The following is a 22050-nucleotide window of genomic DNA, read 5'->3' on the forward strand; positions in this document are numbered from 1 at the left end:
GGGTGTTTCTATGCTTTCTTAAGCAACAAATACATAAAGTAAGGAGCACCAATTAAAGCAACGACAATACCTGCTGGAATGCCATTAGGTTCAACGATGTTTCTTCCGATTGTGTCTGCTAGTAACAATAGCCATCCGCCGATTAAAACGGCGATAGGCATGAATATTTGATGTCTCGGACCTACTAAGGATTTCGCGATATGAGGAGCCATTAGTCCGATAAAGCTAATTCCTCCTGTTACGGAAACTGCAGCAGCAGCAAGCGCAACGGCTGCAACTAATAAGTATCTACGCTCTTTTTCAATTTCAATTCCAACGCCGATTGCGACTGGCTCGTTTAATGCTAGAATGTTTAATCGATTTGCTTTATAGAAAACGAACGGAATTAATACGGTTAACCACGGGAGCATTGCGAAAACGAAGACCCAGTCATCTCCCCAAATGTTTCCGGCGATCCACTTGGCGATAAAGTCCACTTTCATACGATCAGCAGATGAAATAAGGACAATCATCATTCCAGATAGTGCAAATGAAAAACCAATACCAGTTAATGTTAATCGGATTGGCTGAAGTCCAGTTGATTTACTATATGAAAATACGTAAATTAGAACAGCTGTCAGAAATGCTCCGATAAATCCAACGACAGGTAGTAAGTAAAGAAATGAACCTACATCTATTGGAAAGTATAAAAAGAAAATAGCAACGGCAACACCGGCCCCAGAATTGAACCCGAGAATACCAGGTTCAGCTAAATCGTTTCGGGTAATTCCTTGCAGAATAGCCCCTGATAAAGCGAGAGCCATACCAGCTAATAATGTAATGACAATTCTAGGTAGTCTTAAAGAGTATAAAACGAACTCCTCTTTAAAAGTCCCTTGTCCCATTAATGTTGGGAGTAGTCGATCATAAGATAAAGATGCTGAACCGAGTCCCATTCCAACTACAATGGTTGTGATGGTTAGTATAAGTAAAGCGAGTATAATAAGACGTTGTTTTCTTAGAATAGATTGTATCATGAGAATGTTTTTCCTCCTTTACGTACAATGAATAGGAAGAATGGTAGCCCTACAATTGCGACAATAGCGGCAACTGGTGTTTCGTACGGAGCGTTAATCGTACGTCCGATTGTATCTGCAAGTAGCATAAAGGAGGCTCCAGCAATTGCTGACATCGGTATAACAAATCGGTAATCTGGACCGACAATTGGGCGTACCATATGAGGCACCATTAAACCGATAAATGCCATATTTCCGACAAGCGCTACAGACGCACCTGCAAGTAAAATAATAATGATAAATAGAATGGTTTTAATAACAATAATTTTTTGACCTAGTCCAATAGCTACTTCTTCACTGAAACTAAGAACCGTCAATTTTTTTGCTAGTAAGATAGCGATAAAGATACTAATTGAAATGACTGGAATAATAATTTTTAATTGGTCCCAAGTTGTTCCAATTACGCCCCCAGCAGTCCAAAGTGATACCTCTTGTGAAATTTTAAAATAAATGCCAACGCCTTCTGAAATTGCAAGTAGAAATGCTGAAACGGCAGCACCAGCTAATACAATTCGAAGAGGAGAGAGCCCACCTTTTTTCACCATGCCAATGCCAAATACCATAATTGCACCAATTGCAGCACCGATAAAGCAAGCAAATGTTAAGTAAAGATAGCTGATGGAAGGGTTGAAGGCTATCGTTAACGCAAGTGCAGCATTTGCTCCACCAGATAATCCTAATAACCCAGGATCTGCAAGTGGATTTCGTGTTAACCCTTGCATAATTGCTCCAGACACAGCAAGTCCAGCTCCTACAAAAATAGCAGCTACTTCACGTGGTAAACGAATTTCGCGAATAATAGATAGTTTGTCCCCTTTAGCGGAGGAAGTGAGTGCTAACCATACATCTTTTATTGAAGTATCTGCAGCCCCTAATACCATTGCCACCATAAAAATAAGAAAGAATGCAATTATGCTCAAAATGAGTTTGTACGTAAAAGCTATAGAACGTGGATTATCGTAATCTTTTATCATTCGTTTCACATCTTTTCTGTTCATAGAATAAAGGAAGAGGAATTCTTAAATTAAGAATTCCTCATGTTTGTATTATTTACCAAGAAAGCTCTTCTTGAAGAAGTCTAGTTGGAAATCTAATGTAAGTGGATCATTGAAATAGAATTCCATCATGTTTGCTTCGTATACGCGATTATTTTTTACTGCTGGGATGTTTTTATATGATTCTGTCTCTTGGAATGAGTTATCAGTATCTTTGTTTTTACTTAAGATTAAGTAATCACCAGCAAACTCAGGTAATACCTCAGTAGATAATGCGTAGTAACCTTCTTTTAATGCTTTTTCTTTTACTTTTTCAGGCATTTTTAATTTCATTTCTTGGTACAGAATTTCTGTTCCACGGCCCCAGTTCTCGCCGTATACATAAAGCTGTTTGTTGAAGTTTTCTACAACAGAAACTGTTGCATCTTCACCGATTTTTGCTTTAATTTCTTTACCAGCGTCTTGTGCACGTTTCTTGAAGTCATCAACCCAAGTTTTTGCTTCTTTTTCTTTGTTTAATAACTTACCGATTTCTAAATGCTGTGTTAAGTAATCAACTTTTCCGTAAGTGTATGTTACAGTAGGAGCGATTTTCTTTAACTTATCAACATTTTTAATATTTGATAAACCAATGATTAAATCTGGGTTTAGTTCAGCGATTTTTTCAACATTTTCATCTGATACTTCAGCAACATCTTTAAGTTTGCTATCAAAACGTGGGTTTTGTTTAGACCATGAATCTACCCCAACAAGATTTACATCTAATGACATTACGTTACCAGCAAATGATGATAAAACAACAACGCGTTTTGGATTTGCAGGAACTTCTACTTTACCATTTTCAGATTGGTATGTAATTGTTTCTGATTTACTACCTTTTGCCTCGTTCTTTTTGTCTGTAGAGCCATTGCTACAAGCACTCATAACAAGAACGAAAAGAACTGTTAGTGAAATAAATAACTTTTTCATCGTTTTTCTCCTTTAACATAGATGATATGTGTATACAATAATTTGTTTAACTGTAATCTTTTGAAAGAGTAGTGGTAATACAAAATACGTATTAATAATCTTGAATACGAGATTTTACAATATAGTATTAACCATATTAATGAAAGAAGATGTAATCTCAAATTTGCTAATTATTAACAAAATGATAATGATTATCACTATTGATTCTTTAAATAATATAATTTTATATAGGTGTATTGTCAATAGTAATTTTGATTGTAAAATTTGCGGAAACAGGTTATATTTTATTGAGAATGATAATCAATGATTAGTAGCTGAGGAGTGAAGGTTAATGAATAGAGAAGAATTGTTTGATGTAACCGTGATAGGCGGGGGACCTGCAGGGCTTTATTCAGCTTTTTATAGTGGACTCAGAGAGATGAAAACAAAAATAATAGAATTTCAACCACAGTTAGGTGGAAAAATACATGTTTATCCGGAGAAAATGATTTGGGATATTGGCGGATTATTACCAGTTACTGGTGAAAAGTTAATTGAGCAACTTGTACAACAAGGTTTAACATTTCAGCCGGAAGTTGTATTGAATACAAAGATAGAATCAATTATTCGTAATAAAGATGGTATTTTTACGTTGAAAACAAGCAATGAAGAAGAACATTTTTCAAAAACAGTGATCGTTGCAACAGGAAGTGGTATATTAAATCCACAAAAGTTATCAATAGAAGGTGCGGAGCGATTTGAAGTATCAAATTTAAATTATACAGTTAAATCGTTAAAACGTTTCAAAGATAAAACGGTCATTATTTCAGGCGGAGGTAACTCTGCAATTGATTGGGCAAATGAGTTAGAACCAATTGCGAAAAAAGTTTATTTAACATATAGAAAAGAAGAATTATCGGGTCATGAGGCGCAAGTAAAACAACTTATGAACAGTTCGGCAGAATGTTTCTTTAATACATCGATTACAACATTAATTGCTGGTGATAACCATGAAGCGATTGAATATGTAGAATTAACAAATCATGAAACAGGCGAGGTTTCTCAGTTAGCTATCGATGAAGTTATTATTAATCATGGATATGAACGTGACATTACATTGTTGGAAAATAGTGAGCTAGATGTCGCAATTGTAGATAATTACTTTATTGCTGGTAATGCAAATAGTGAGTCTTCAGTAGATGGATTATATGCTGCGGGAGACATTTTAAAGCATGAAGGGAAATTACACTTAATTGCGGGAGCATTCCAAGATGCTGGAAATGCTGTAAATAAAGCGAAACAATTTATTCAGCCAGATGCAAGCGAGTATGGAATGGTTTCTTCGCATAATGAAGTATTTAAGAAAAGAAATCGTGAATTGATCAAGCAAATGATGAAATAATAAAAAACAAGTATACCCCCATTTACTTCTCTATTCGAATGATAAGAGAGGCAAATGGGGGTTTTCCTGTTTACTATATTTTCAATCATTATAATGACACCGGTTTCATTAGTTCATGTGAAATGAACGTTTTATTTGTAAATCTGCCTAGAAAACAATGAATCTATGTTTTGCTGACGCAGAACAGTATTACATTATGCTGTCCCTTTCGCTCTTTCGTTAGGAAATGGCATATTTAATATAGAAGCAATGTACTGTTTGCCATGCATGCGAGCTAATGATTCTAAGATTTGACGGACGCGTTTTGTAAGATGTCCTTGTTCCTTTATAGCTTCACAATATGCGTCATAGAAAGCGTATTTAGCCCAAAGGAAATCATCTTGTTGGAATAAGAAATGATTTTTGTACCATTCCCTAATTGTATGGTAACAATTGTTTTCATGTATTGCTGTGCTTTGAGAAAGAATACGATCAGATAAAGATGTAGTTAAATGAGAAATTGTGTTTTCTGTTTCAGCCTGTAATGTTTTTTCTAACATTGTAATGATGTGACGAGTAGCCATATGTTAACTCTCCTTTGTGTAAATGGGTAATACCATTCTATATTTAAAAAAATCCTTACTATATTATTATACAATAAATGGAATGCATCCACCTTCTTTTTAAATTGCATTTACAAAATCTTTTTTATTTGTTTACAAAAATAAAGTAAGATACAGTATATAGGAAAAAATGATAAAGGAATGAACGCGTTGTATATAACAGTAGAAGAAGCTGCGGAGTATTTGAATTTACCAAAGTCGTATATTGAAGAGCTAATTCAGCAAAAGAAAGTTCGTGCACTATTTGATGGAGAGCAATATTTATTAAATAAAGAACAATTCAATACACATTTAGAACAAATGGAGAAATATAAGCAATTGGTGGAAGAAATATTAAACGAACCAATTCCAGAAGATATGGATGTTAAAGACGAAGATTAAACGATGGGAAATCCCGTATGAAGATATGCAGAAATGTATCTTCATACGGGATTTTTTGTCTCAAAGTATCAAAAATTTAAGGAGGTTTTAGAATTTTTTCGGAATTTTGATAGGTAGTAGTCTACCATGTTAAAAGCATATTTTTTGCGAGCTAGGACAAACATAGAGAACGTAACCTGTACAGATACATATACTATCAGTGCAAAAGCTTATAAATTAATGGAAGGGGTTTTCTCGTGAGTTTATTTCATTGTGATTTTTTGAAAGACTTAATTGGATCTTTTGTGGGAGTAAACAGGGGTGGTCCAGAATCTCAAAAAGGAACAATAATATCAGTATGTCCGGACTACTTCGTATTGCAGAATGAAAAAGGTGAACTGTATTACTATCAACTTAGTCATCTAAAAAGTATTACAAAAAATGCGAAAGACTGTGGATCAAGTGATTGCGAATGGGAAGATTGCGAATGTGCAGAAGACTTTGAAGCACTACTGCAAACTTTTAAATATTGCTGGGTGAAAATTAATCGCGGTGGTCCAGAGAAAGTGGAAGGCATCTTACAAGATGTTTCTTGTGATTTCGTGACATTGATTGTAAAAGAAGAAATTATATTAGTTGCAATAAAGCATATTAAAAGCGTTAACTATAATGCATTAGCATGCGGAGAGAGCGATGAGAGCGATGATAGTAGCAGTAAGGAAAGTAGTAGCAATAATTCAGGTCGCGCTCGTGCACAAAGACAATCAAGTAGAGGAAGATAATAAGAAAGGGGGATACAAAATTGGAGAACGTATTATGCTGTGACCAAATTAAATGTTTAGTTGGTGAGACTGTAAAAGTAAACCTTCGTGGACCAGAAAGTCGAGTAGGTGAACTCGTATCGTTAGGCAAAGACTATCTAACGTTACAATTACCTCATGGCGAATTAGTGTATTACCAGTTAAAACATGTGAAGAGTCTAGTTAAGAAAGTGAAAGAAAGTAAATGTGGTGATTGCTATAGTTCATGTTTCTGCTCTGATGAGGATACTTTTTTAGATATATTAAAAGACTTGAAGTATAAGTGGGTAAAAATTAATCGTGGCGGTCCAGAATGTGTGGAAGGTTTATTAAGTGAGGTACACCATGACTGTATTACACTAGTAAACTGTGATGAAGTTATTTATGTAATTAAGTCTCATATTAAGAGTGTGAGCCAAGTAGTTAAATGTAAAAAGAATGAAGATGAATAATGTTTAATAAATAAGAGGGGCATTATGAGGGAAAGAGAAGAACAATTTCTTATTTCGATAGTATGAAAAGGAATTACTTACTATTAAGACAGAACTTTGCCCTGATTATTTTTTTAGAAATGGAAGACAGGAAAGAAGAAATTCATAGGAAGGAGGATATAGATGAATGAGTTAAACAAAAGTATTGGAGAAAATATATATGTTAAATTAATCGGTGAAAAAAGATTTAAAGGTGTATTAATAGACGTAGGAAATGATATCGTTGTTCTTTACAATGGACAAGACTACGTATATATATCTTTATACCATGTACAATATTATAAAATTTTACGACCATATGATGAAGAAATATCAAAACCAGATGTGGATTCTGTAATTAAGAGAGAATCCCCTTCCATTTCTTTGAGGAAAGTATTAAGTACCTCTAAAGGGATTTTTACAGAAGTTTATGTAGCTGGAAATGCTCCAATACATGGGTATGTTACAAGTATAATGAACGATTATATCGTTTTTTATAGTCCAGTTTATAAAACTGTATATATATCTTTAAAACACTTGAAGTGGTTAATTCCGTATAAAGAAAATCAAGTGCCTTATGCCCTCAATAAAAATGAACTCCCTGTGAATCCGTTAAATATTACGTTAGCTCGAACGTTTGAAGAACAACTTATTAAAATGGCTGGAAAAATTATGGTGTTCGATTTAGGTGAGGAATCTAATAAGATCGGAAAGATGGAGAAGATTGATGAGGGGCATATTGAAATATTAAAAGCGCGTGATGCGAAAATGTATGTAAATATTCAACATGTAAAATCTGTCCACTGTCCGTAAGCGAGTTGAAAGGGCTGGCTTTTTCTTTTATATGCAGAAGAAAAGGTCGAGCCTATTTGTTTAGCTCGATTTGAATATGAGGGGAAAAATGAATTGAATATAAATATGTTAGCTTTATCTATGGAGTGCTAATCTTGTGCAAAATTACAAAAATATGTACGAGCCATCTTTTCATATATTCAATTTATTTTTTTGAGGGAGAACTGCTTAACTAATATATTAAAGGGGTTTTGTTGGTGGAGCAGTTTCAGAATTCGTTATCGATTACATTACTTGGTAGTGCTGGTGGAGCAGCAAAAGCAGTTTTAGCAATTTTAAATCAAGCGATAGTAAATGAGAAAGACCCGATTTATGAAACGATAAAGAATGTGACATTTCATTTAGTTGATATAAAACAAAAAGATAGGACTTATTATGATGAGTTGTTTCCAAATTTGAAAGAGCAATTGTTTTTATCCGAAATAGACCTCCAAGATGTAGTGACATTTGAACAGCATTTAAAACAAAGTGGTACGAGCGTTGTTATTGATGTTTCAGGGGCAGATACAATTAGAGTATTAAGCTGTTGTAATGAACTTGGAATTTGTTATATTAATTCAGCTTTGGAAAATGAGGCGGTAGATCAGGACGATAGTTTAATCGGTTTTCAGCTTACGGAAAGATATACGCGGTTTGAGAAGGAAAAAGAGAAATTTACAAATACAAAAGCAATTATAGGCTCAGGTATGAATCCAGGTGTTGTTCAATGGATGGTTGTTGAACTTATGAAGGAACGTCCAAATGAAAAGCCAAAAGCATGTTATATAGTAGAACATGATACGTCATTTTTACATGATGCAGCACTTATAAAGCCTCATACACTTTATGCTTCATGGGCAGTAGAGCGATTTTTAGATGAAGCGATATGGAGTTATCCGATGTATATGAGTCATCATCGTCCTCTTTATTTTTATGAAGATGTATATGCTTCAGAGTATAAAGTAAAGTTAGGGGAGAAAGAGTTCTATGGTTGTTTAATGCCACATGAGGAAGTTTTAATTTTAGGGAAAAACTTTAACATGGAAGTTGGGTTTCTTTACCGAATTAATGAGTATACAACAAATATAATTAGGCAAAATTTAGATAAGGTAGAAGATTTATGGAACTGGAATCGTAAAGTATTTAATCCAGCCGAAGAAGAGATTGCTGGCGAGGATCTAGTCGGTGTATTACTCGTTTATGAAAATAGCGAGACATATATGTATAACGTAATGAATAGCAGTCAAGTTTTTCATAAATATAAAACGAATGCAACTTACTTCCAAGTAGGATGCGGAATTTATGCTGGCTTGTGTAGTTTGCTGTTCGATAACTTTAAACAAGGTGCTTATTATGTAGAGGAATTATTATTAAATACAGAAAGTAAGTATGGAGAATATTTGAATTTATATATGAATGATTTTGTAGTTGGTGGAAATGACTTTACGGATGGATTGCTGCATGATCGGGTAAGGTGGATATAAGTTGTGATGAAAAGGAAGGGGAAATCTCCTTCCTTTTAGCGTTATAAGGTTACATATTGCCCCGAAAGCAAGTTCATGTTTATCCCGCTATTTGCCGGGCAGTAAGACCGCCACTTCAAAATTCAGCGGAAGCGAAGAAGTTAGATGGAGGAACTGCCCGTAAAAGCCCGATTGGTGAGGGCTAATAATCAGTGGGGGATGGACAAAAACCCCCCTGATTAAAGTTTCACTTTATATGAACAACTTTAAATGCTAGATATATGAGGAAAGAGGAGCTTTAAAAGGATTTACACAAATACAAAAAGAAAGAAGTCCTGCCGATAAGATATTATGTTATAAGAAAGTGAAAGAAATAACGGGAATTATGAATGATGTAATATACGGGAACTCCTTTTATATGTTGTACAGCTTGTGGAAAGTTATGCAGCACAATATAGAGTGAAATTTCAATTGCAAGTAGATGGGAGTAGGAACGAAAGTGGAAATTTCTTTACCGACAGTATAATGTGCTAGAAGAAAATATTTTTCAGAAAAGTGTTCTTGTTGTGTAAATATAAACATTTTATAAAATGTTTCAAGAAGGGTTTTTTTTATAAAATACTTCGTTTATAATGGAGGAAAATATCGACATGAGATTTGTTATTCATGTAACGGTTCGGTAGTGTTAGAAAAAGAAGGGGTGCACGCGCATCCTTTTTTCTATGCAGATATTATGAAAGAGGTGGTATGATGGAATTAACATTAAATTCGACTGTATGCTTACACACGATTCAATTTCGAAAAGAGCAAAAGAATTATATTGTAAAAGATACAATTACAGGAGAAAAATATGAAATGCCGCCACTTTGGATTGATGCATTGGCAATGATGCGTGACGGTTTTTTATTAGGGGAAATTGAGGAGAAATTAAAAGAAGAGTATCCCGACGAAGAAATAAATATGTTAGCATTTACGAGGCAACTGTTAGAGCTAGAGCTTGTCGGAATGGTAGATGGGGAAGAAATAGCTTGTACAAAGAAGAAAGAGAAAGATTATTTAGCTTGGTTACGTCCTCGTGTTGAGCAATTCTTTCTTAGTTTAAATAAAAAAAATAGAAGCAAAGGTCAATGATGATCTTTGCTTTTTTGTATAGTTTGTTTAAAAAATTACAGCGAATGCTCTTGCGAAAGCACCGTCGCTATTTTTAATTTTTAAAGGTGCTGCTGAGAAAAAGAAACGTTTCGTGTGAATGGCATCTAAGTTTGTTAAGTTTTCGATTAAATAAATATTATTCCCAAGTAGTATGTGATGAATTGGCGATGTTTCTGTCGTTACCTCATCAGGAGAGATGAAATCTAAACCGACAGATTTTACTTTTAATTGAACGAGTTCTTCAGCTAATTCTTCAGAAAGATAAAAAGCTTCTTTCTCATATGCTTCTGTATTCCATTTAGTAGATAGATTGGAATGGAAAATGACAATATCACCTTCTTTTATGTCAGCGTTGTGTAATACTTCTTTAGGTAGTTTTCGTTCTTGTACATGAGTTACATCGATAAGAACAGCTTCACCTACAAATTGATCTAGGGGCAATTGATCAATAGTCGTTGCGCCTGAAATGAAATGAGCAGGAGCATCACAATGCGTACCAACATGAACGACAGAATGAAAATCTGTAACTTGATAGCCTGTCTCTTCAACACTTGTAATGGCTTCTAAATTGATTTTTGGTGTTCCAGGAAATTGAGACATATTGTTTTCAAATGTTTGCGATAGGTCAATTACTTTCACTTTAAATACCCCCAATATATGTTTTGAAATATAAAAAACTCACCTTTCATAGTCAAGAAAGATGAGTTTTGCACACAATAGTTACGTTTTATCTTTCAAAATGCAATGCATTTTGCAGGAATTAGCACCTATTCAGTTTGTATAAACTGAGGTTGCTGGGCTTCAAAGGGCCGGTCCCTCTGCCTCTCTTGATAAAGGTATATTCAATTTAAAGTTCGGAATTTTCGTGATAACAAAATTGTAATTCATTTCCTTTTTCTGCGCAACACAAAATAGGTATTCACCTAAATAAAGTTGCTCGCATATTGTAGCTTATGTAAATAGAATGCTGCGAAGGAGTGAGTGCAGTGACAGGGAATGTATTGAATTATTATGCTGGTGGAAATACAGCTAGAGGATTTCATAATTTATACGAAGAGAATTTAAAAGGACTAAACAGATTATTTATTTTAAAGGGTGGACCTGGAACGGGAAAATCTTCTTTAATTAAGGCAATAGGTCGTGAATGGGTTGAAAAGGGATATGATATTGAATTTTTACACTGTTCTTCTGATAATAAATCGGTTGATGGTGTCATTATCCCGAAGTTAAAAGTAGGAATTGTTGATGGAACATCACCGCATGTTATTGAGCCGAAAATGCCAGGAGTTGTCGAGGAGTATATCAATTTAGGTGTTGCTTGGGATTCAGATAAATTAAGAAAGCAGAAGGTGGAAATTGAAAGATTTGTTTCAGAAGCAAGCAAAGCTTTTCAAGCTGCTTACGCTCGTTTTAACGAGGCATTAGTTATACATGATGAGTGGGAGAAAATATATATTGATAATATTAATTTTGATAAAGCAAATGAACTAACAGATCAGCTCATTCAGAAATTATTTACAGATAAAGTTGGGAAACAATCGCTTGTGAAACATCGCTTTTTAGGGGCAGCTACACCGAAAGGTGCAGTTGATTTTGTTCCTAATTTAACAGAGGGATTATCACATCGTTATTTTATAAAAGGACGCCCTGGCTCTGGAAAATCAACAATGCTCAAAAAATTAGCTAAGGCAGCAGAAGAAAAAGGATTTGAAGTTGAAGTATATCATTGTGGATTTGATCCAAAGAGTCTTGATATGGTGATCGTAAGAGAATTAGGATTTGCAATTTTTGATAGCACTGCGCCACATGAGTATTTTCCGAGCCGCGAAGGTGATGAAATTATAGATATGTATGCCTTGATCGTGACACCAGGGACAGATGAAAAATATGCGACAGAAATTCGTGATGTGTCGATTCAATATAAAGCAAAAATGAATGAAGCGATGTCTTTCTTAGCAAAGGCAAAATCAGTTCGTGATAAATTGGAACGAATTTATATTGCTGCTATGGATTTTTCAAAAGTAGATGTATATAAAGAGGAGATTCAAAAAGAGTTTGAACGAATTGCGGTTAGTGTAACAGAAAAGAACAAGTAAAAATAAGAGGTTTTGACAAGCTGTCGGGAATTTTCTGACAGCTATTTTAGTATGGAGTAAACTTAGTAGTATATTTGTCGAATTTCCAAGGAAATAATCAAAAAATGGAGAGGGTATGAAATGAGAGAAAAAATTAAGTTAGAGTTAGACAGAATTGAAAAAGAGAATGATGTGAAAATTTTATTTGCAGTAGAATCAGGGAGTCGTGCTTGGGGATTTCCATCGAAAGACAGTGATTATGATGTTAGATTCGTTTATATACATCCGGTAGAATGGTATTTATCAATTCATGATAAACGAGATGTAATTGAATACCCGATTAGTGATGATTTAGATATAAGCGGATGGGATATTAAAAAGGCATTACAGCTATTCGCAAAGTCAAATCCAGCTTTACTCGAGTGGATTCGATCACCAATTTTTTATTCGAAAAGCTCTAATTTTCCAGAACAACTTCAACAAATGAGTGAAAAGGATTTTGACCCAAAAGCAACGATATATCATTACTTACATATGGCATCAAAAAATTATCGGGAATTTTTGCAAGGTGAGAATGTAAAGTTGAAAAAGTACTTCTACGTATTACGTCCTATTTTAGCTTGTAAGTGGCTAGAGGAGAAAGAGACTTTACCACCTGTAGAATTCGATCGATTGATTACAGAATTATCATTAGAACGTAGCGTATTAGATGAAATTGAACAATTGTTAATAAAGAAAAAGGCAGGTACTGAGCTAGATATTGGATTAAAAATTGAGGTGTTGAATCAATTTTTAGAAGAGCAAATTCATTACTATCAGCAATATGTAAAAGGAATTGAAAAGGGATCAGGAATTGATATAGAGAGTTTAAATACGTTGTTTCGAGATATGTTGTTTGCAGTATATGAAACAGAACACAAGTAAGATTGTGCTCTGTTTTATTTTGTAGGAATAAAGAAAACAGATATTGCTGCAAGGAGACCGGCAAATGAGAATAAGTAAAAATTCCATGCTAAGTCGTATTGCATTGTCATAATAATACCGACAAGAATAGGACCAGCAATTGCACCAACTCGGCCAAGTCCAAGTCCCCATCCTAAGGAAGTAGCCCGGATATGGGATGGGAAGTATTGTGTTACATATGCATTTAATATCTGAGTAATGCCAACTGATCCAATTCCAGCAAGACCAATTAAAAGATAGATGATTGTAACAGATGGTTTAATTGTTAATAGTCCAATACATATTGCTGCCATAAGATAGGAGATGCTAATAACAATTTTAGCTCCTATACGATCGGCGATTGCTCCAGCAAATAATGCACCGATAGCGGCAGTAATATTTAACATAAGTAGAAATGATAAACTAGATCCAAGAGGGTATCCTGCTTGGCGCATCATCTGCGGTAACCAAGTATTTAAACCATATATTAAAAACATTCCCATTATATAAGTGATCCAAAAAAGCAGCGTTGCTTTTCTGTATTCTTTTGAGAATAAAGTAAGGAATCCATTTTTTTTTCGTATATTAGGTGGGGGTTGATGAGTTTCATCGTTTTTATGGAATTCAATTTGAAAACGATGAAGGATTTTGTCTACTTCTTCCTGGCGATTACGTGATAATAAAAATTGAATGGACTCAGGTAAATAACGAATAATGAAAGGAATGAGGAGCAGTGGAATCATTCCGATGCCAAACATAGTTCTCCATCCGAAATCTTCTAACATAAACATAGACAAAATAGCGCCTAATACGATCCCTAAAGGATAGCCAGTAAACATAAGAGCATAAATAAAAGATTGTCGCTTTTTTGGTGAATATTCAACGGTAAGTGCTGAAGCTGTTGGAATAACACCACCTAATCCGATTCCTCCGATAAACCGAGATAAACCAAATAATTCGGGAGAAGGTGCAAGTGCAGCTAGACCCATTGTGATAGAAAAAAGTGCTAAACAGCATATAAGCGTCCATTTTCGTCCAATTAGATCTGTAATGGTTCCAACTAGAATAGCCCCAATAAACATACCAAATAAAGCATAGCTAGCAATTGTACCAGCGTGTGCCGGTGAAAGTGCCCAGCTTTTGTCTTCTAGGAGCTTTGGCAGAACGGCACCGTAAATACCTAAATCATATCCATCAGCTAGAATGGCTAACCAACAAATAAAAACAACAAGTTTTGTAATAGAGCTCGAAAAGATAGTTTCTGTAGATTCTAGATGAGGTGGAGCTGAAGGTTGCATAATATTCCCCCCTTTTAATTTGTAGATGAATATATTATTTTATTTGATGTTAATATTTTCCTTCCTGTACCGTAATTTAGCTGAAAAGGTTTTATAACAAATAAAGAAGTTCAACAGAAAACCTGTTGAACTTCTTTATTTGTTTACTCATTATCAACTCGTTTTAACGGTTGATCTGCCGGACCTTCAATAACATCTCCCTCAATTGAAAAGCGTGAACCGTGGCAAGGACAGTCCCAAGTACAATCACCATTATTCCATTCAACTTCGCAGCCGAGATGTGTACAAGTTGTATCGACAATATGTAATTTTCCATCTTTGTCCTTATAAGCACCTGCTCGTTTCCCGTTAACATGTACGACAGATCCTTCACCAACTTCGAGATCTTCTGGTTTACGTAATGCAGTTTCAATCTTTCCTTCAATTAAATGTTTCGCAACATCAAGGTTTTGGGAGAGGAACGTTTTTATATCTGGATTTGCATGGAAGCGTGAAGGTGCATACAGTTCTTTATATGGACTGTGTACTTTTAGAATGGAATCCTTCAGTAAATGAGCGGCAGCAGTTCCAGTTGTCATTCCCCATTTACGATATCCAGTTGCAACAAATATATTTGGATTGCTCTCGTTAATATGTCCAATATAAGGGAGCTTATCTAGCGTGATTAAATCTTGTGCTGACCATCTATAAGGAACTTCATCTATTCCAAACGTTGCTTCCGCAAAAGAATAAAGTGCTTCGTAATGAAGCATCGTGTTTATTCCTTGTCCTGTTTTATGACTTTCTCCGCCAATTAAAATTAATTTTTCCCCATTGTTTGTTGTGTAGCGTAAGGAGCGTTTTGGATCATCAATACTTAAATACATGCCACCTGGATAATCTGTTTTTGCTTTAATAGCAAGAGCATAAGAGCGTTCTGCGTACATTCGCGTAAAGAAAAAGCTATTCGCATCATAAAAAGGAAAATGTGAACAAGAGACAACATATTCACAAGTGATGCGATGTCCGCCCTTTGTAATGACTTGTGGATAATCACCCTTTTCTACATCAATAGCTGTAGTTTGTTCATAAACTTTTCCGCCCATCTCCACAAACTTTTCTAAAAGTGTTTTCAAATAAAGAAGGGGATGGAATTGTGCTTGATTTTTCATGACAAGTGCAGATTGTACTGGAATTGGAATCGATAGAGATTGAACATAGTCACAAGGTATATTTAATTTTTGATAGGCTTCATATTCTTTCGATAAATTTCTTAATCCATTATCAGTAGTTGTATATAAATATGAATCTTCATTTGAAAAATTACAGTCGATTTTATATGTTTGCACAGTTTCATTAATAAATTGTAGAGCATGATTATTTGCTTCATAGTAAAGCCCGGCTTTTTCCAAACCGAAATGATTTATTAATTCATCATAAATTAAATCATGTTGAGCTGTTACCTTTGCTGTTGTATGCCCTGTTGTTCCGTTTAAAATAAGACCAGAATCAATTAAAACAACATCGATGCCTTCTTTCGCAAGTAAATAAGCAGTAGTAATACCTGTAATACCAGCACCGATAACAGCGACTTTCGTCTTTACATTTTCGGATAAAGGGGGAAAAGCAGGGATTTGAGTAGATTCAATCCAATAAGATAATGGGAATTGTGGAAATGTATCGCTTGTCATTATAGAAACCTCCCGATTTTAGAACAATTTTCCTTTTAATATTTCCATAAGATATGAAATTCATGTGTGCTGTTTTAGAGAGAGCCTATTTTTATTAAAAGAAAGATTTAATTATTTTAATATAATTATTTGATGTTGTCGGTATGAAGAGATAGGTGTTGTGTAAAGCTAGATTCAGGTGGGTTTATTTGTTGTTTACACAGAGAATTCTTGAATAAGTTAGGGTCTATAGTATATGAGTGTATGTATATAGATAATGGATAAAACCTTATAGAATCTATGTTTTTTCTTTAGTGAAATAAAGTATAATTATAAAAATATAACCAACTTTTATTACTAGGTCATAAAAGTTGTTGACAATATGGAAATTCTATTGATATGATTCATCATGTGGAAAGGTTGATAGAGAGTAAAAAGAGAAATGTTTTTCATTAATAATAAAAGCGAAAAAATAAGTGACGATAGAGTGAGTATATTTTCCTTATACATAGATGCTTTTTAATCAGCTAGTAAAATCAATCTGGAAGCAAGAATTGATATATGTAAGTTGCGCAAGACGCGGCATAAGAAAGGAGCAAAAGGATGAAGGAGCTTCATACGTTTGGGTGGTATGCAGCACGTGTATCACCACATTTGCCGAAAAAAGCATTTAAACCAGTTCCTACTCGTTTATTTGGTGGACTGGCTTATTTGCTTGTGGCATTGGCGGGATTAATATCGATTGGTGTATTTGAATTGAATGTGTGGGCGAATCTAGGAATTGCGATTGTTCTTGGGTTATGTTTTGCTTCACTTGGGTTTTTAGGGCATGAAATTTTACATGGAACTGTTGTAAGAAAGGCATGGCTTCGAGATTTCTTAGGAGCAATTGCGTTTATGCCATTATCAACAGGACCTAAACTTTGGAGAAAGTGGCACAATGCAACGCATCACGTTCATACACAACATGAAGAGAATGATCCAGATGCATGGCCTACACTTGAGAAGCTTAAAAAGAGTAAGTTTTTGAGCTGGGTGTATCGTATGCCTCTTCATGTACGTTCATTCTTTAGTTTTCTGTCACTAACCATTCAATTTACATTGCATTCGACTCGAATGTTCTTTCATTTTATAAAAGAATTTAAGTCATCCAATCAAAAATCTGTATGGCTTCAACTTCTTTTGCCTTGGACAGTTTGGATTAGTTTATTGTTTATTATGGGACCTGGAAAATGGTTATTTGCATATGTGATTCCGTTGTTAATTGCTAACTTTATTGTAATGGCATATATCGCAACAAATCACCGCTTAAATCCAATTGTTCCAGTAAATGATCCGTTAGCAAACTGTTTGTCAGTAACAGTGCCGCGTTGGGTAGACGTTTTACATTTCAATTTCTCATATCATACAGAACACCATCTGTTCCCTGCTATGAGCTCTAAATACTATCCGTTAGTAAAAGAGAAAATTAAAGAAATGTGGCCGGAACGCTATCATGAGATGCCAATGACAAAAGCTTTGGCAGCGTTATGGAATACACCACGTGTGTATTATCAAGGAAGTGAATTAGTAGATCCGCATAGAGAGCATTTCTATGGTTCTTTAGGAAATGGACTAGATCCTCATAATATTTCATATCGTGAGGAACATATAGAGGAAGAAGAGAGTATTAAAAAAATAAATCAGTAAACACAGATATATGTTGCAGTGAAAAAGCAAGCCATCTCAGGCTTGCTTTTTCTTATAAAGAAACTTCCTTTTTGTTCTTTGTATGGACTTGGACGGAGTTAGTTTCTTTTCTTTGTAGTCGTTTTTCCAAAAGGTTAACAAGGTAAGTGAATAGGAGAACAAGCACGAGATAATATAAACCAACGATTATGTATGTTTCTAATTGTTGGAAGTTACCTGCAGCAATAGATAAACCTGATCCCCATAATTCGGACATTCCTACGTAAGCAACAAGTGAAGAATCTTTTAATCCAATAATAAATTGATTTCCTAAAGGAGGAAGAGATTGACGAAATGCTTGTGGCAGTACAATACGGCGCATCGCTAAAGGATAAGACATACCTAGAGAACGAGCAGCTTCCAATTGTCCACGGTCAATAGATTGGATGGATCCGCGGAAAATTTCAGTAATATATGCACCGTTATGGATTGCTAAAGCAATTGCTCCAGCCCAAAAAGGAGTAAAAACAACAACGGATGTAATCCCGAAATAGAGAATGGCAATTTGAACAATTAAAGGTGTACCACGAATAATGGCGATATATACATGAGCAATACTATTTAAAACTTTATTGTTAGAGATCCGAAAAAAAGCGAATAGTAATCCAATTAGTGAACCGAGTAATAGGGATGTTAGTGTTAATTGTAATGTGACAATAGTAGCTTTTAAGAGTGTGGGATAAGTAGACATAAAAATTTCAAACATATGTGTCACCTCATATTGTATGGATTTTGGTAGGGAATGAAATACCCCACTGATTAGTATCTCGCACCAATTGGGAGTTTTACTGCCCATAAATAGCGGGATAAAAAGTGGGGCGTAATGGATGAAACTTTTGAATAACTAATTTACTTCGTTTTTTCCTCCTCACCAAGAATATTACGTCCAAACCATTTTTTACTAATCTTTTCATACGTACCATCTTTAATGATTTCATCTAAAGCTTTATTTACTTTCTCAACCATTTCTTTATCATCTTTACGAATAGCAATTCCCATTTCATCAAGATTTAATGGTTTTCCAGCTTCTTTTATATTGGATTTACCTTCTTTGATCATGCGTAAACCAACCATTTGATCAGTGATTACCGCATCAATACGTCCAGGCTCTAAATCCATAAGTGCAGTAATATCGCTATCGTATTCTGTAATTTGATCTGTATGTTTTGCAACAAGGTTTTTAAAGGTACTAGCTTTTACAACACCAACTTTCTTACCTTTCAAATCCTCTGGAGAAGAGATAGATGCATTCTTTTTAGCCACAAAAATTTGGGCACCAGAACGGTAATAAGGATTGGAGAAATTAACAGCCTTTAAGCGTTCTTCTGTAATGGCCATACTGCCCAGTATTACATCATACTTTTTCGCTTTGAGACCTTGGATTAGTGTTTCCCATGGATTTGTAATAGGAGTGGGTTTCATATTCATTTTTTTCGCAAGTGCCTCACCTATTTCTACATCAAAGCCGACAAGCGTTCCGTCATTTTCTTTATAGTTAAATGGTTTATATAAGCCACTCATTGCATAACGAAATTCTTTTTCACCATTTGAAGAAGTAGTAGAGCTTTCCTTACTACATGCTCCTAGTATGAAAGATGTACATAATGTAATACTCGCAACAATGGTTAATAGTTTTCTTTTCATAAAACCCCTCCTATATATTGATCATACGGATGGTTTTAAGTATGTTATTGAAATATTGTATTTAGATGATTAGTTGTGCACCGTATGAATGTATTTCTTTTCGTTTGAAACAGAAGTTACACTATAAAACGTTGCGTAAAAATTGTTTTGCTCGTTCGTGTGATGGAGCTGAAAAGAATTGCGCTGGTGGAGCATCCTCTACAATTTTTCCATCATCCATAAAAATGACGCGATCAGCTACATCTCTTGCGAAATTCATTTCATGAGTAACAATAACCATGGTCATTCCTTCTTCAGCAAGTTCTTTCATAACTTGCAGTACTTCTCCAACAAGTTCAGGGTCTAAGGCTGAGGTAGGTTCATCAAATAGCATAATTTTAGGATTCATAGCAAGAGCTCGTGCAATGGCAATGCGCTGTTTTTGACCACCTGAAAGGAGGTGGGGCGTTACATCTGCTTTATCTTGTAAGCCGACTTTTTGCAGAAGTTGGTTTCCGATTTCCTTTGCATTTGCTGCTTCTAATTTTTTTACATGAATAGGTGCTTCTATGATGTTTTCTAGTGAGGTCATATGGGGAAAGAGGTTAAAGTGCTGAAAAACCATACCGACATTTTCACGGACTTTGTTTAAATTTGAATGCTTTGGATCAATTCGTTCACCTTGTAAGTGAATTTCACCTTCATCGTACATTTCTAAAAAGTTAAGACAGCGAAGTAATGTACTTTTACCGGAACCACTGGCACCAATTAAAACAACAACTTCTTTTTCTTGTACTTCTAAATCAATTCCTTTTAAAACATCAAGTGAGCCAAATGATTTTACTAGATTTCGAACCTGAATCATACAAAACCCCCAGTCAAAAATAAATTTTACAAATGTTGCCCCTTATTTCTGTTATTAGTCACAAATTGTCAGAATCCTTTATTTTTTTTAGTGGATTTGATATTCAAGGAAATAATAATTTTTAAAATCCCTATATCCTTCTATAATGAAAATATGGATAATAATATATAGGTAGTACTTATATTACTTATAAAAAGGGGGAAAGAAGAGATGGAAAAAGAAAGGAAGACATTTTCCTTTGGCTTACGTACACAACTTATGCTATTCACTACAGTTTTAGCTTTAATTACATATTCAACAAGTATATTTTTTATTTATGTGATATACGATTATTTTCAAAGTTATGTAAGTCAAACTGCATATAATATTATCGTTATGTTATTAGGGGTAGTATGGTCTGGAATTTTAGCATATGGAGCAGCGGTATTTTTAATTAAACCGCTTCGAAAGTTAGAGGAGGCGGCGAGAAAAGCGGCTGAAGGAGATATTCGTGAAGATGTTCCATTACCAAAGACTGATGATGAAATTAAATCTTTAAGTGTTGCATTTAATATGATGCTAGGGAACTTAAGGGGCATGGTAAAAAATATTGATACAACATTTTCGTATACAAACAATCAAGTACAGCAAATTAGAAAACAAACAGGCGAAGCAACGAAACAAGCACAAGGTGTTTCTGAAACACTTGCAGAGATTTCTTCTGGAGCTGAGCAATCAGCAGCATCCATTCAGGCAATTGTTTCTGCTGTTGATACAACAACTTCTATTGCAAGTGAAGTGGAAGATAAAGCAAAACAGTCTGACCAATTGTCTTTAGAAATGGTTCAAGCTTTAGGGCATAGTACTCGTGTCTTTACTTCTTTAATTCAAGGTATTCAAACGTTGGCAAAAGAAAATGAAGATTCGATGCAAAATGTACAGAAGTTAGAAGAACGAATGAAACAAGTAGAGCATATTGTTTCTGTTGTAAGTGAGATTGCGAGTCAAACGAATTTATTAGCACTGAATGCTTCCATTGAGGCAGCTCGTGCAGGAGAGCATGGAAGAGGCTTTGCGGTTGTTGCGGAAGAAGTACGGAAGCTTGCTGATGAAAGTGACCATTCTGCAAGAAACATATCGCAGTTATTACGAAATATGCAAGAGGAAGTACAACAAGTTGCAATGAAAATGACAGAACAAGTGAAAATAGCTAAAGAAGAGGCGAAACGTGGGGAGGCTACGGAATTAATTTTAAAAGAAATGTCATCAAGTGTTATGGAAGTAGCGGATGCAACGAAGCAAATTAGTGGTTATATGAATGAACAAGTGAGCCACATTCATCAAACAGGAGCACAAACAAAGGCCGTAGCAGCAATTGCTGAAGAAACGTCAGCTGGTTCACAAGAAGTAGCACGTGTGACGTTGCAACAATCTAAAAATATGATAGCAATCGATCAATTATTAAAGGATCTAGAGAAACAAGCAACAGACTTGAAACAAACAATTGAACGATTTTCAATGTAAAAAAGAAGAACAGCATTCTGTTCTTCTTTTTTTACGTATGAAAAGGAGGGATACTTTGACATTGCAACGGTCATATATGGTTTTCGTCTTACGTAATCTTTGAACGTTAGGGCCATAATAACTAGTTTGCCAATTTTTAATGTCGGTATCGGGCTAATTGACATAGTCATCTCTAAGCTTTCTTGTAAATCTTTAACCGAGCGTATGTAACGTGCGTGGACAAGAGCAGGTGAGGAATGAGATTTGCTTTTGTGAGAAATAAATAAGGCATAAGAATAAGGAATCTACA

Annotated in this window: 21 protein-coding genes, 4 pseudogenes and 1 riboswitch; of the genes and pseudogenes, 14 read left to right on the forward strand and 11 right to left on the reverse strand. The window is 34.8% G+C overall.

The window, feature by feature from the left end; translation table 11 throughout:
- Positions 1 to 8 precede the first annotated feature (8 nt).
- From AAG068_RS02070 to AAG068_RS02080, 3 genes are read right to left on the reverse strand one after another with little or no spacing between them, the layout of a single operon-like run.
- Positions 9 to 1016: a FecCD family ABC transporter permease gene (locus AAG068_RS02070; RefSeq protein WP_342717132.1), complete on the reverse strand. Its 1008-nt coding sequence runs from the start codon at positions 1014 to 1016 to the stop codon at positions 9 to 11.
- Complete coding sequence (locus tag AAG068_RS02075) at positions 1013 to 2053, reverse strand: FecCD family ABC transporter permease (protein WP_342717134.1); 1041 nt, start codon at positions 2051 to 2053, stop codon at positions 1013 to 1015. Before AAG068_RS02075 ends, AAG068_RS02070 begins: the two co-directional genes overlap by 4 nt.
- A 48-nt stretch (positions 2054 to 2101) precedes the next feature.
- The gene (locus tag AAG068_RS02080; RefSeq protein ID WP_342717136.1) at positions 2102 to 3019 is read right to left on the reverse strand and encodes an iron-hydroxamate ABC transporter substrate-binding protein; all 918 of its coding nucleotides are present in this window, start codon (positions 3017 to 3019) and stop codon (positions 2102 to 2104) included.
- 331 nt (positions 3020 to 3350) lie between these two features.
- Here AAG068_RS02080 and AAG068_RS02085 point away from each other — a divergent pair, with 331 nt between their 5' ends.
- Complete coding sequence (locus AAG068_RS02085) at positions 3351 to 4400, forward strand: NAD(P)/FAD-dependent oxidoreductase (RefSeq protein WP_342717139.1); 1050 nt, start codon at positions 3351 to 3353, stop codon at positions 4398 to 4400.
- A 194-nt stretch (positions 4401 to 4594) separates the two neighbouring features.
- On the opposite strand, the gene AAG068_RS02090 is transcribed toward AAG068_RS02085, so the two are convergent.
- On the reverse strand, positions 4595 to 4963 hold the full coding sequence (locus AAG068_RS02090) for a hypothetical protein (RefSeq protein WP_097844138.1): 369 nt from the start codon (positions 4961 to 4963) through the stop codon (positions 4595 to 4597).
- 180 nt (positions 4964 to 5143) lie between these two features.
- On the opposite strand from AAG068_RS02090, the gene AAG068_RS02095 reads away from it, so the two are divergent.
- From AAG068_RS02095 to AAG068_RS02130, 8 genes and pseudogenes are all read left to right on the forward strand, one after another.
- On the forward strand, positions 5144 to 5383 hold the full coding sequence (locus tag AAG068_RS02095; protein ID WP_000993177.1) for a helix-turn-helix domain-containing protein: 240 nt from the start codon (positions 5144 to 5146) through the stop codon (positions 5381 to 5383).
- A gap of 236 nt (positions 5384 to 5619) precedes the next feature.
- Complete coding sequence (locus AAG068_RS02100; RefSeq protein WP_342717143.1) at positions 5620 to 6144, forward strand: spore coat protein; 525 nt, start codon at positions 5620 to 5622, stop codon at positions 6142 to 6144.
- Between the two features lie 20 nt (positions 6145 to 6164).
- On the forward strand, positions 6165 to 6614 hold the full coding sequence (locus AAG068_RS02105) for a hypothetical protein (protein ID WP_000432506.1): 450 nt from the start codon (positions 6165 to 6167) through the stop codon (positions 6612 to 6614).
- A 162-nt stretch (positions 6615 to 6776) separates the two neighbouring features.
- Complete coding sequence (locus tag AAG068_RS02110; RefSeq protein WP_342717147.1) at positions 6777 to 7445, forward strand: DUF2642 domain-containing protein; 669 nt, start codon at positions 6777 to 6779, stop codon at positions 7443 to 7445.
- 236 nt (positions 7446 to 7681) lie between these two features.
- The gene (locus AAG068_RS02115) at positions 7682 to 8947 is read left to right on the forward strand and encodes an S-adenosylmethionine decarboxylase related protein (RefSeq protein WP_342717149.1); all 1266 of its coding nucleotides are present in this window, start codon (positions 7682 to 7684) and stop codon (positions 8945 to 8947) included.
- Positions 8948 to 9003: 56 nt separating this feature from the next.
- Complete coding sequence (locus AAG068_RS02120; protein ID WP_342717151.1) at positions 9004 to 9132, forward strand: hypothetical protein; 129 nt, start codon at positions 9004 to 9006, stop codon at positions 9130 to 9132.
- 89 nt (positions 9133 to 9221) lie between these two features.
- Positions 9222 to 9415, forward strand: a pseudogene (locus AAG068_RS02125) (ATP-binding protein); the annotation flags it as partial.
- Positions 9416 to 9676: 261 nt separating this feature from the next.
- A complete protein-coding gene (locus AAG068_RS02130) occupies positions 9677 to 10057 on the forward strand; it encodes a hypothetical protein (RefSeq protein WP_000424111.1) in 381 nt (126 codons plus the stop codon).
- Positions 10058 to 10084: 27 nt separating this feature from the next.
- Here the strand turns inward: AAG068_RS02130 and AAG068_RS02135 are convergent, their stop codons facing one another.
- Positions 10085 to 10717, reverse strand: a complete 633-nt coding sequence (locus AAG068_RS02135) for a cyclase family protein (RefSeq protein WP_342717162.1) — start codon at positions 10715 to 10717, stop codon at positions 10085 to 10087.
- Positions 10718 to 10802: 85 nt separating this feature from the next.
- Positions 10803 to 10915, reverse strand: a riboswitch (SAM riboswitch).
- A 149-nt stretch (positions 10916 to 11064) separates the two neighbouring features.
- On the opposite strand from AAG068_RS02135, the gene AAG068_RS02140 reads away from it, so the two are divergent.
- Both AAG068_RS02140 and AAG068_RS02145 read left to right on the forward strand, forming a co-directional pair.
- Positions 11065 to 12174: a PRK06851 family protein gene (locus AAG068_RS02140; RefSeq protein WP_342717164.1), complete on the forward strand. Its 1110-nt coding sequence runs from the start codon at positions 11065 to 11067 to the stop codon at positions 12172 to 12174.
- Positions 12175 to 12294: 120 nt separating this feature from the next.
- Positions 12295 to 13077, forward strand: coding sequence for a nucleotidyltransferase domain-containing protein (locus tag AAG068_RS02145; RefSeq protein WP_342717165.1), 783 nt, complete (start codon positions 12295 to 12297; stop codon positions 13075 to 13077).
- 14 nt (positions 13078 to 13091) lie between these two features.
- On the opposite strand, the gene AAG068_RS02150 is transcribed toward AAG068_RS02145, so the two are convergent.
- Positions 13092 to 14393 carry an MFS transporter gene (locus AAG068_RS02150; RefSeq protein WP_342717166.1) on the reverse strand — a complete coding sequence of 434 codons (1302 nt, stop codon included), beginning with the start codon at positions 14391 to 14393 and terminating at the stop codon, positions 13092 to 13094.
- A gap of 143 nt (positions 14394 to 14536) precedes the next feature.
- On the reverse strand, positions 14537 to 16063 hold the full coding sequence (locus AAG068_RS02155) for an FAD-dependent oxidoreductase (RefSeq protein ID WP_342717168.1): 1527 nt from the start codon (positions 16061 to 16063) through the stop codon (positions 14537 to 14539).
- A 582-nt stretch (positions 16064 to 16645) separates the two neighbouring features.
- Between AAG068_RS02155 and AAG068_RS02160 the strand changes: the two genes are divergently transcribed.
- On the forward strand, positions 16646 to 17731 hold the full coding sequence (locus AAG068_RS02160) for a fatty acid desaturase family protein (protein WP_000661224.1): 1086 nt from the start codon (positions 16646 to 16648) through the stop codon (positions 17729 to 17731).
- A gap of 52 nt (positions 17732 to 17783) precedes the next feature.
- Here the strand turns inward: AAG068_RS02160 and AAG068_RS02165 are convergent, their stop codons facing one another.
- The 3 genes from AAG068_RS02165 to AAG068_RS02175 all read right to left on the reverse strand — a co-directional run bounded on the left by AAG068_RS02165 (position 17784) and on the right by AAG068_RS02175 (position 20258).
- Positions 17784 to 18476 (reverse strand): amino acid ABC transporter permease, encoded by a 693-nt coding sequence (locus tag AAG068_RS02165; protein WP_342717172.1) that lies wholly within the window; start codon positions 18474 to 18476, stop codon positions 17784 to 17786.
- Between the two features lie 143 nt (positions 18477 to 18619).
- On the reverse strand, positions 18620 to 19414 hold the full coding sequence (locus AAG068_RS02170; RefSeq protein ID WP_342717174.1) for an ABC transporter substrate-binding protein: 795 nt from the start codon (positions 19412 to 19414) through the stop codon (positions 18620 to 18622).
- Between the two features lie 121 nt (positions 19415 to 19535).
- Positions 19536 to 20258 carry an amino acid ABC transporter ATP-binding protein gene (locus AAG068_RS02175; protein WP_000616944.1) on the reverse strand — a complete coding sequence of 241 codons (723 nt, stop codon included), beginning with the start codon at positions 20256 to 20258 and terminating at the stop codon, positions 19536 to 19538.
- Positions 20259 to 20633: 375 nt separating this feature from the next.
- On the opposite strand from AAG068_RS02175, the pseudogene AAG068_RS29850 reads away from it, so the two are divergent.
- Together AAG068_RS29850 and AAG068_RS29855 are read left to right on the forward strand one after the other, a co-directional pair.
- Positions 20634 to 20819: pseudogene (locus AAG068_RS29850) on the forward strand (HAMP domain-containing protein); the annotation flags it as partial.
- A gap of 369 nt (positions 20820 to 21188) precedes the next feature.
- A pseudogene (locus tag AAG068_RS29855) lies at positions 21189 to 21761 on the forward strand (methyl-accepting chemotaxis protein); the annotation flags it as partial.
- A 31-nt stretch (positions 21762 to 21792) separates the two neighbouring features.
- Here the strand turns inward: AAG068_RS29855 and AAG068_RS02185 are convergent.
- Positions 21793 to 21973 (reverse strand): annotated as a pseudogene (locus tag AAG068_RS02185) (BBE domain-containing protein); the annotation flags it as partial.
- Positions 21974 to 22050: the final 77 nt, after the last annotated feature.

This window comes from Bacillus paramycoides, assembly GCF_038971285.1.
GTDB lineage: Bacteria > Bacillota > Bacilli > Bacillales > Bacillaceae_G > Bacillus_A.

Bases quoted from the DNA above. Each gene is read 5' to 3' on its own strand.
- AAG068_RS02090 (WP_097844138.1), bottom strand. From the start codon at position 4,963: ATGGCTACTCGTCACATCATTACAATGTTAGAAAAAACATTACAGGCT.
- AAG068_RS02075 (WP_342717134.1), bottom strand. From the start codon at position 2,053: ATGAACAGAAAAGATGTGAAACGAATGATAAAAGATTACGATAATCCA.
- AAG068_RS02085 (WP_342717139.1), top strand. From the start codon at position 3,351: ATGAATAGAGAAGAATTGTTTGATGTAACCGTGATAGGCGGGGGACCT.
- AAG068_RS02170 (WP_342717174.1), bottom strand. From the start codon at position 19,414: ATGAAAAGAAAACTATTAACCATTGTTGCGAGTATTACATTATGTACA.
- AAG068_RS02175 (WP_000616944.1), bottom strand. From the start codon at position 20,258: ATGATTCAGGTTCGAAATCTAGTAAAATCATTTGGCTCACTTGATGTT.
- AAG068_RS02165 (WP_342717172.1), bottom strand. From the start codon at position 18,476: ATGTTTGAAATTTTTATGTCTACTTATCCCACACTCTTAAAAGCTACT.
- AAG068_RS02080 (WP_342717136.1), bottom strand. From the start codon at position 3,019: ATGAAAAAGTTATTTATTTCACTAACAGTTCTTTTCGTTCTTGTTATG.
- AAG068_RS02150 (WP_342717166.1), bottom strand. From the start codon at position 14,393: ATGCAACCTTCAGCTCCACCTCATCTAGAATCTACAGAAACTATCTTT.
- AAG068_RS02110 (WP_342717147.1), top strand. From the start codon at position 6,777: ATGAATGAGTTAAACAAAAGTATTGGAGAAAATATATATGTTAAATTA.
- AAG068_RS02130 (WP_000424111.1), top strand. From the start codon at position 9,677: ATGGAATTAACATTAAATTCGACTGTATGCTTACACACGATTCAATTT.
- AAG068_RS02070 (WP_342717132.1), bottom strand. From the start codon at position 1,016: ATGATACAATCTATTCTAAGAAAACAACGTCTTATTATACTCGCTTTA.
- AAG068_RS02145 (WP_342717165.1), top strand. From the start codon at position 12,295: ATGAGAGAAAAAATTAAGTTAGAGTTAGACAGAATTGAAAAAGAGAAT.
- AAG068_RS02155 (WP_342717168.1), bottom strand. From the start codon at position 16,063: ATGACAAGCGATACATTTCCACAATTCCCATTATCTTATTGGATTGAA.
- AAG068_RS02160 (WP_000661224.1), top strand. From the start codon at position 16,646: ATGAAGGAGCTTCATACGTTTGGGTGGTATGCAGCACGTGTATCACCA.
- AAG068_RS02095 (WP_000993177.1), top strand. From the start codon at position 5,144: ATGAACGCGTTGTATATAACAGTAGAAGAAGCTGCGGAGTATTTGAAT.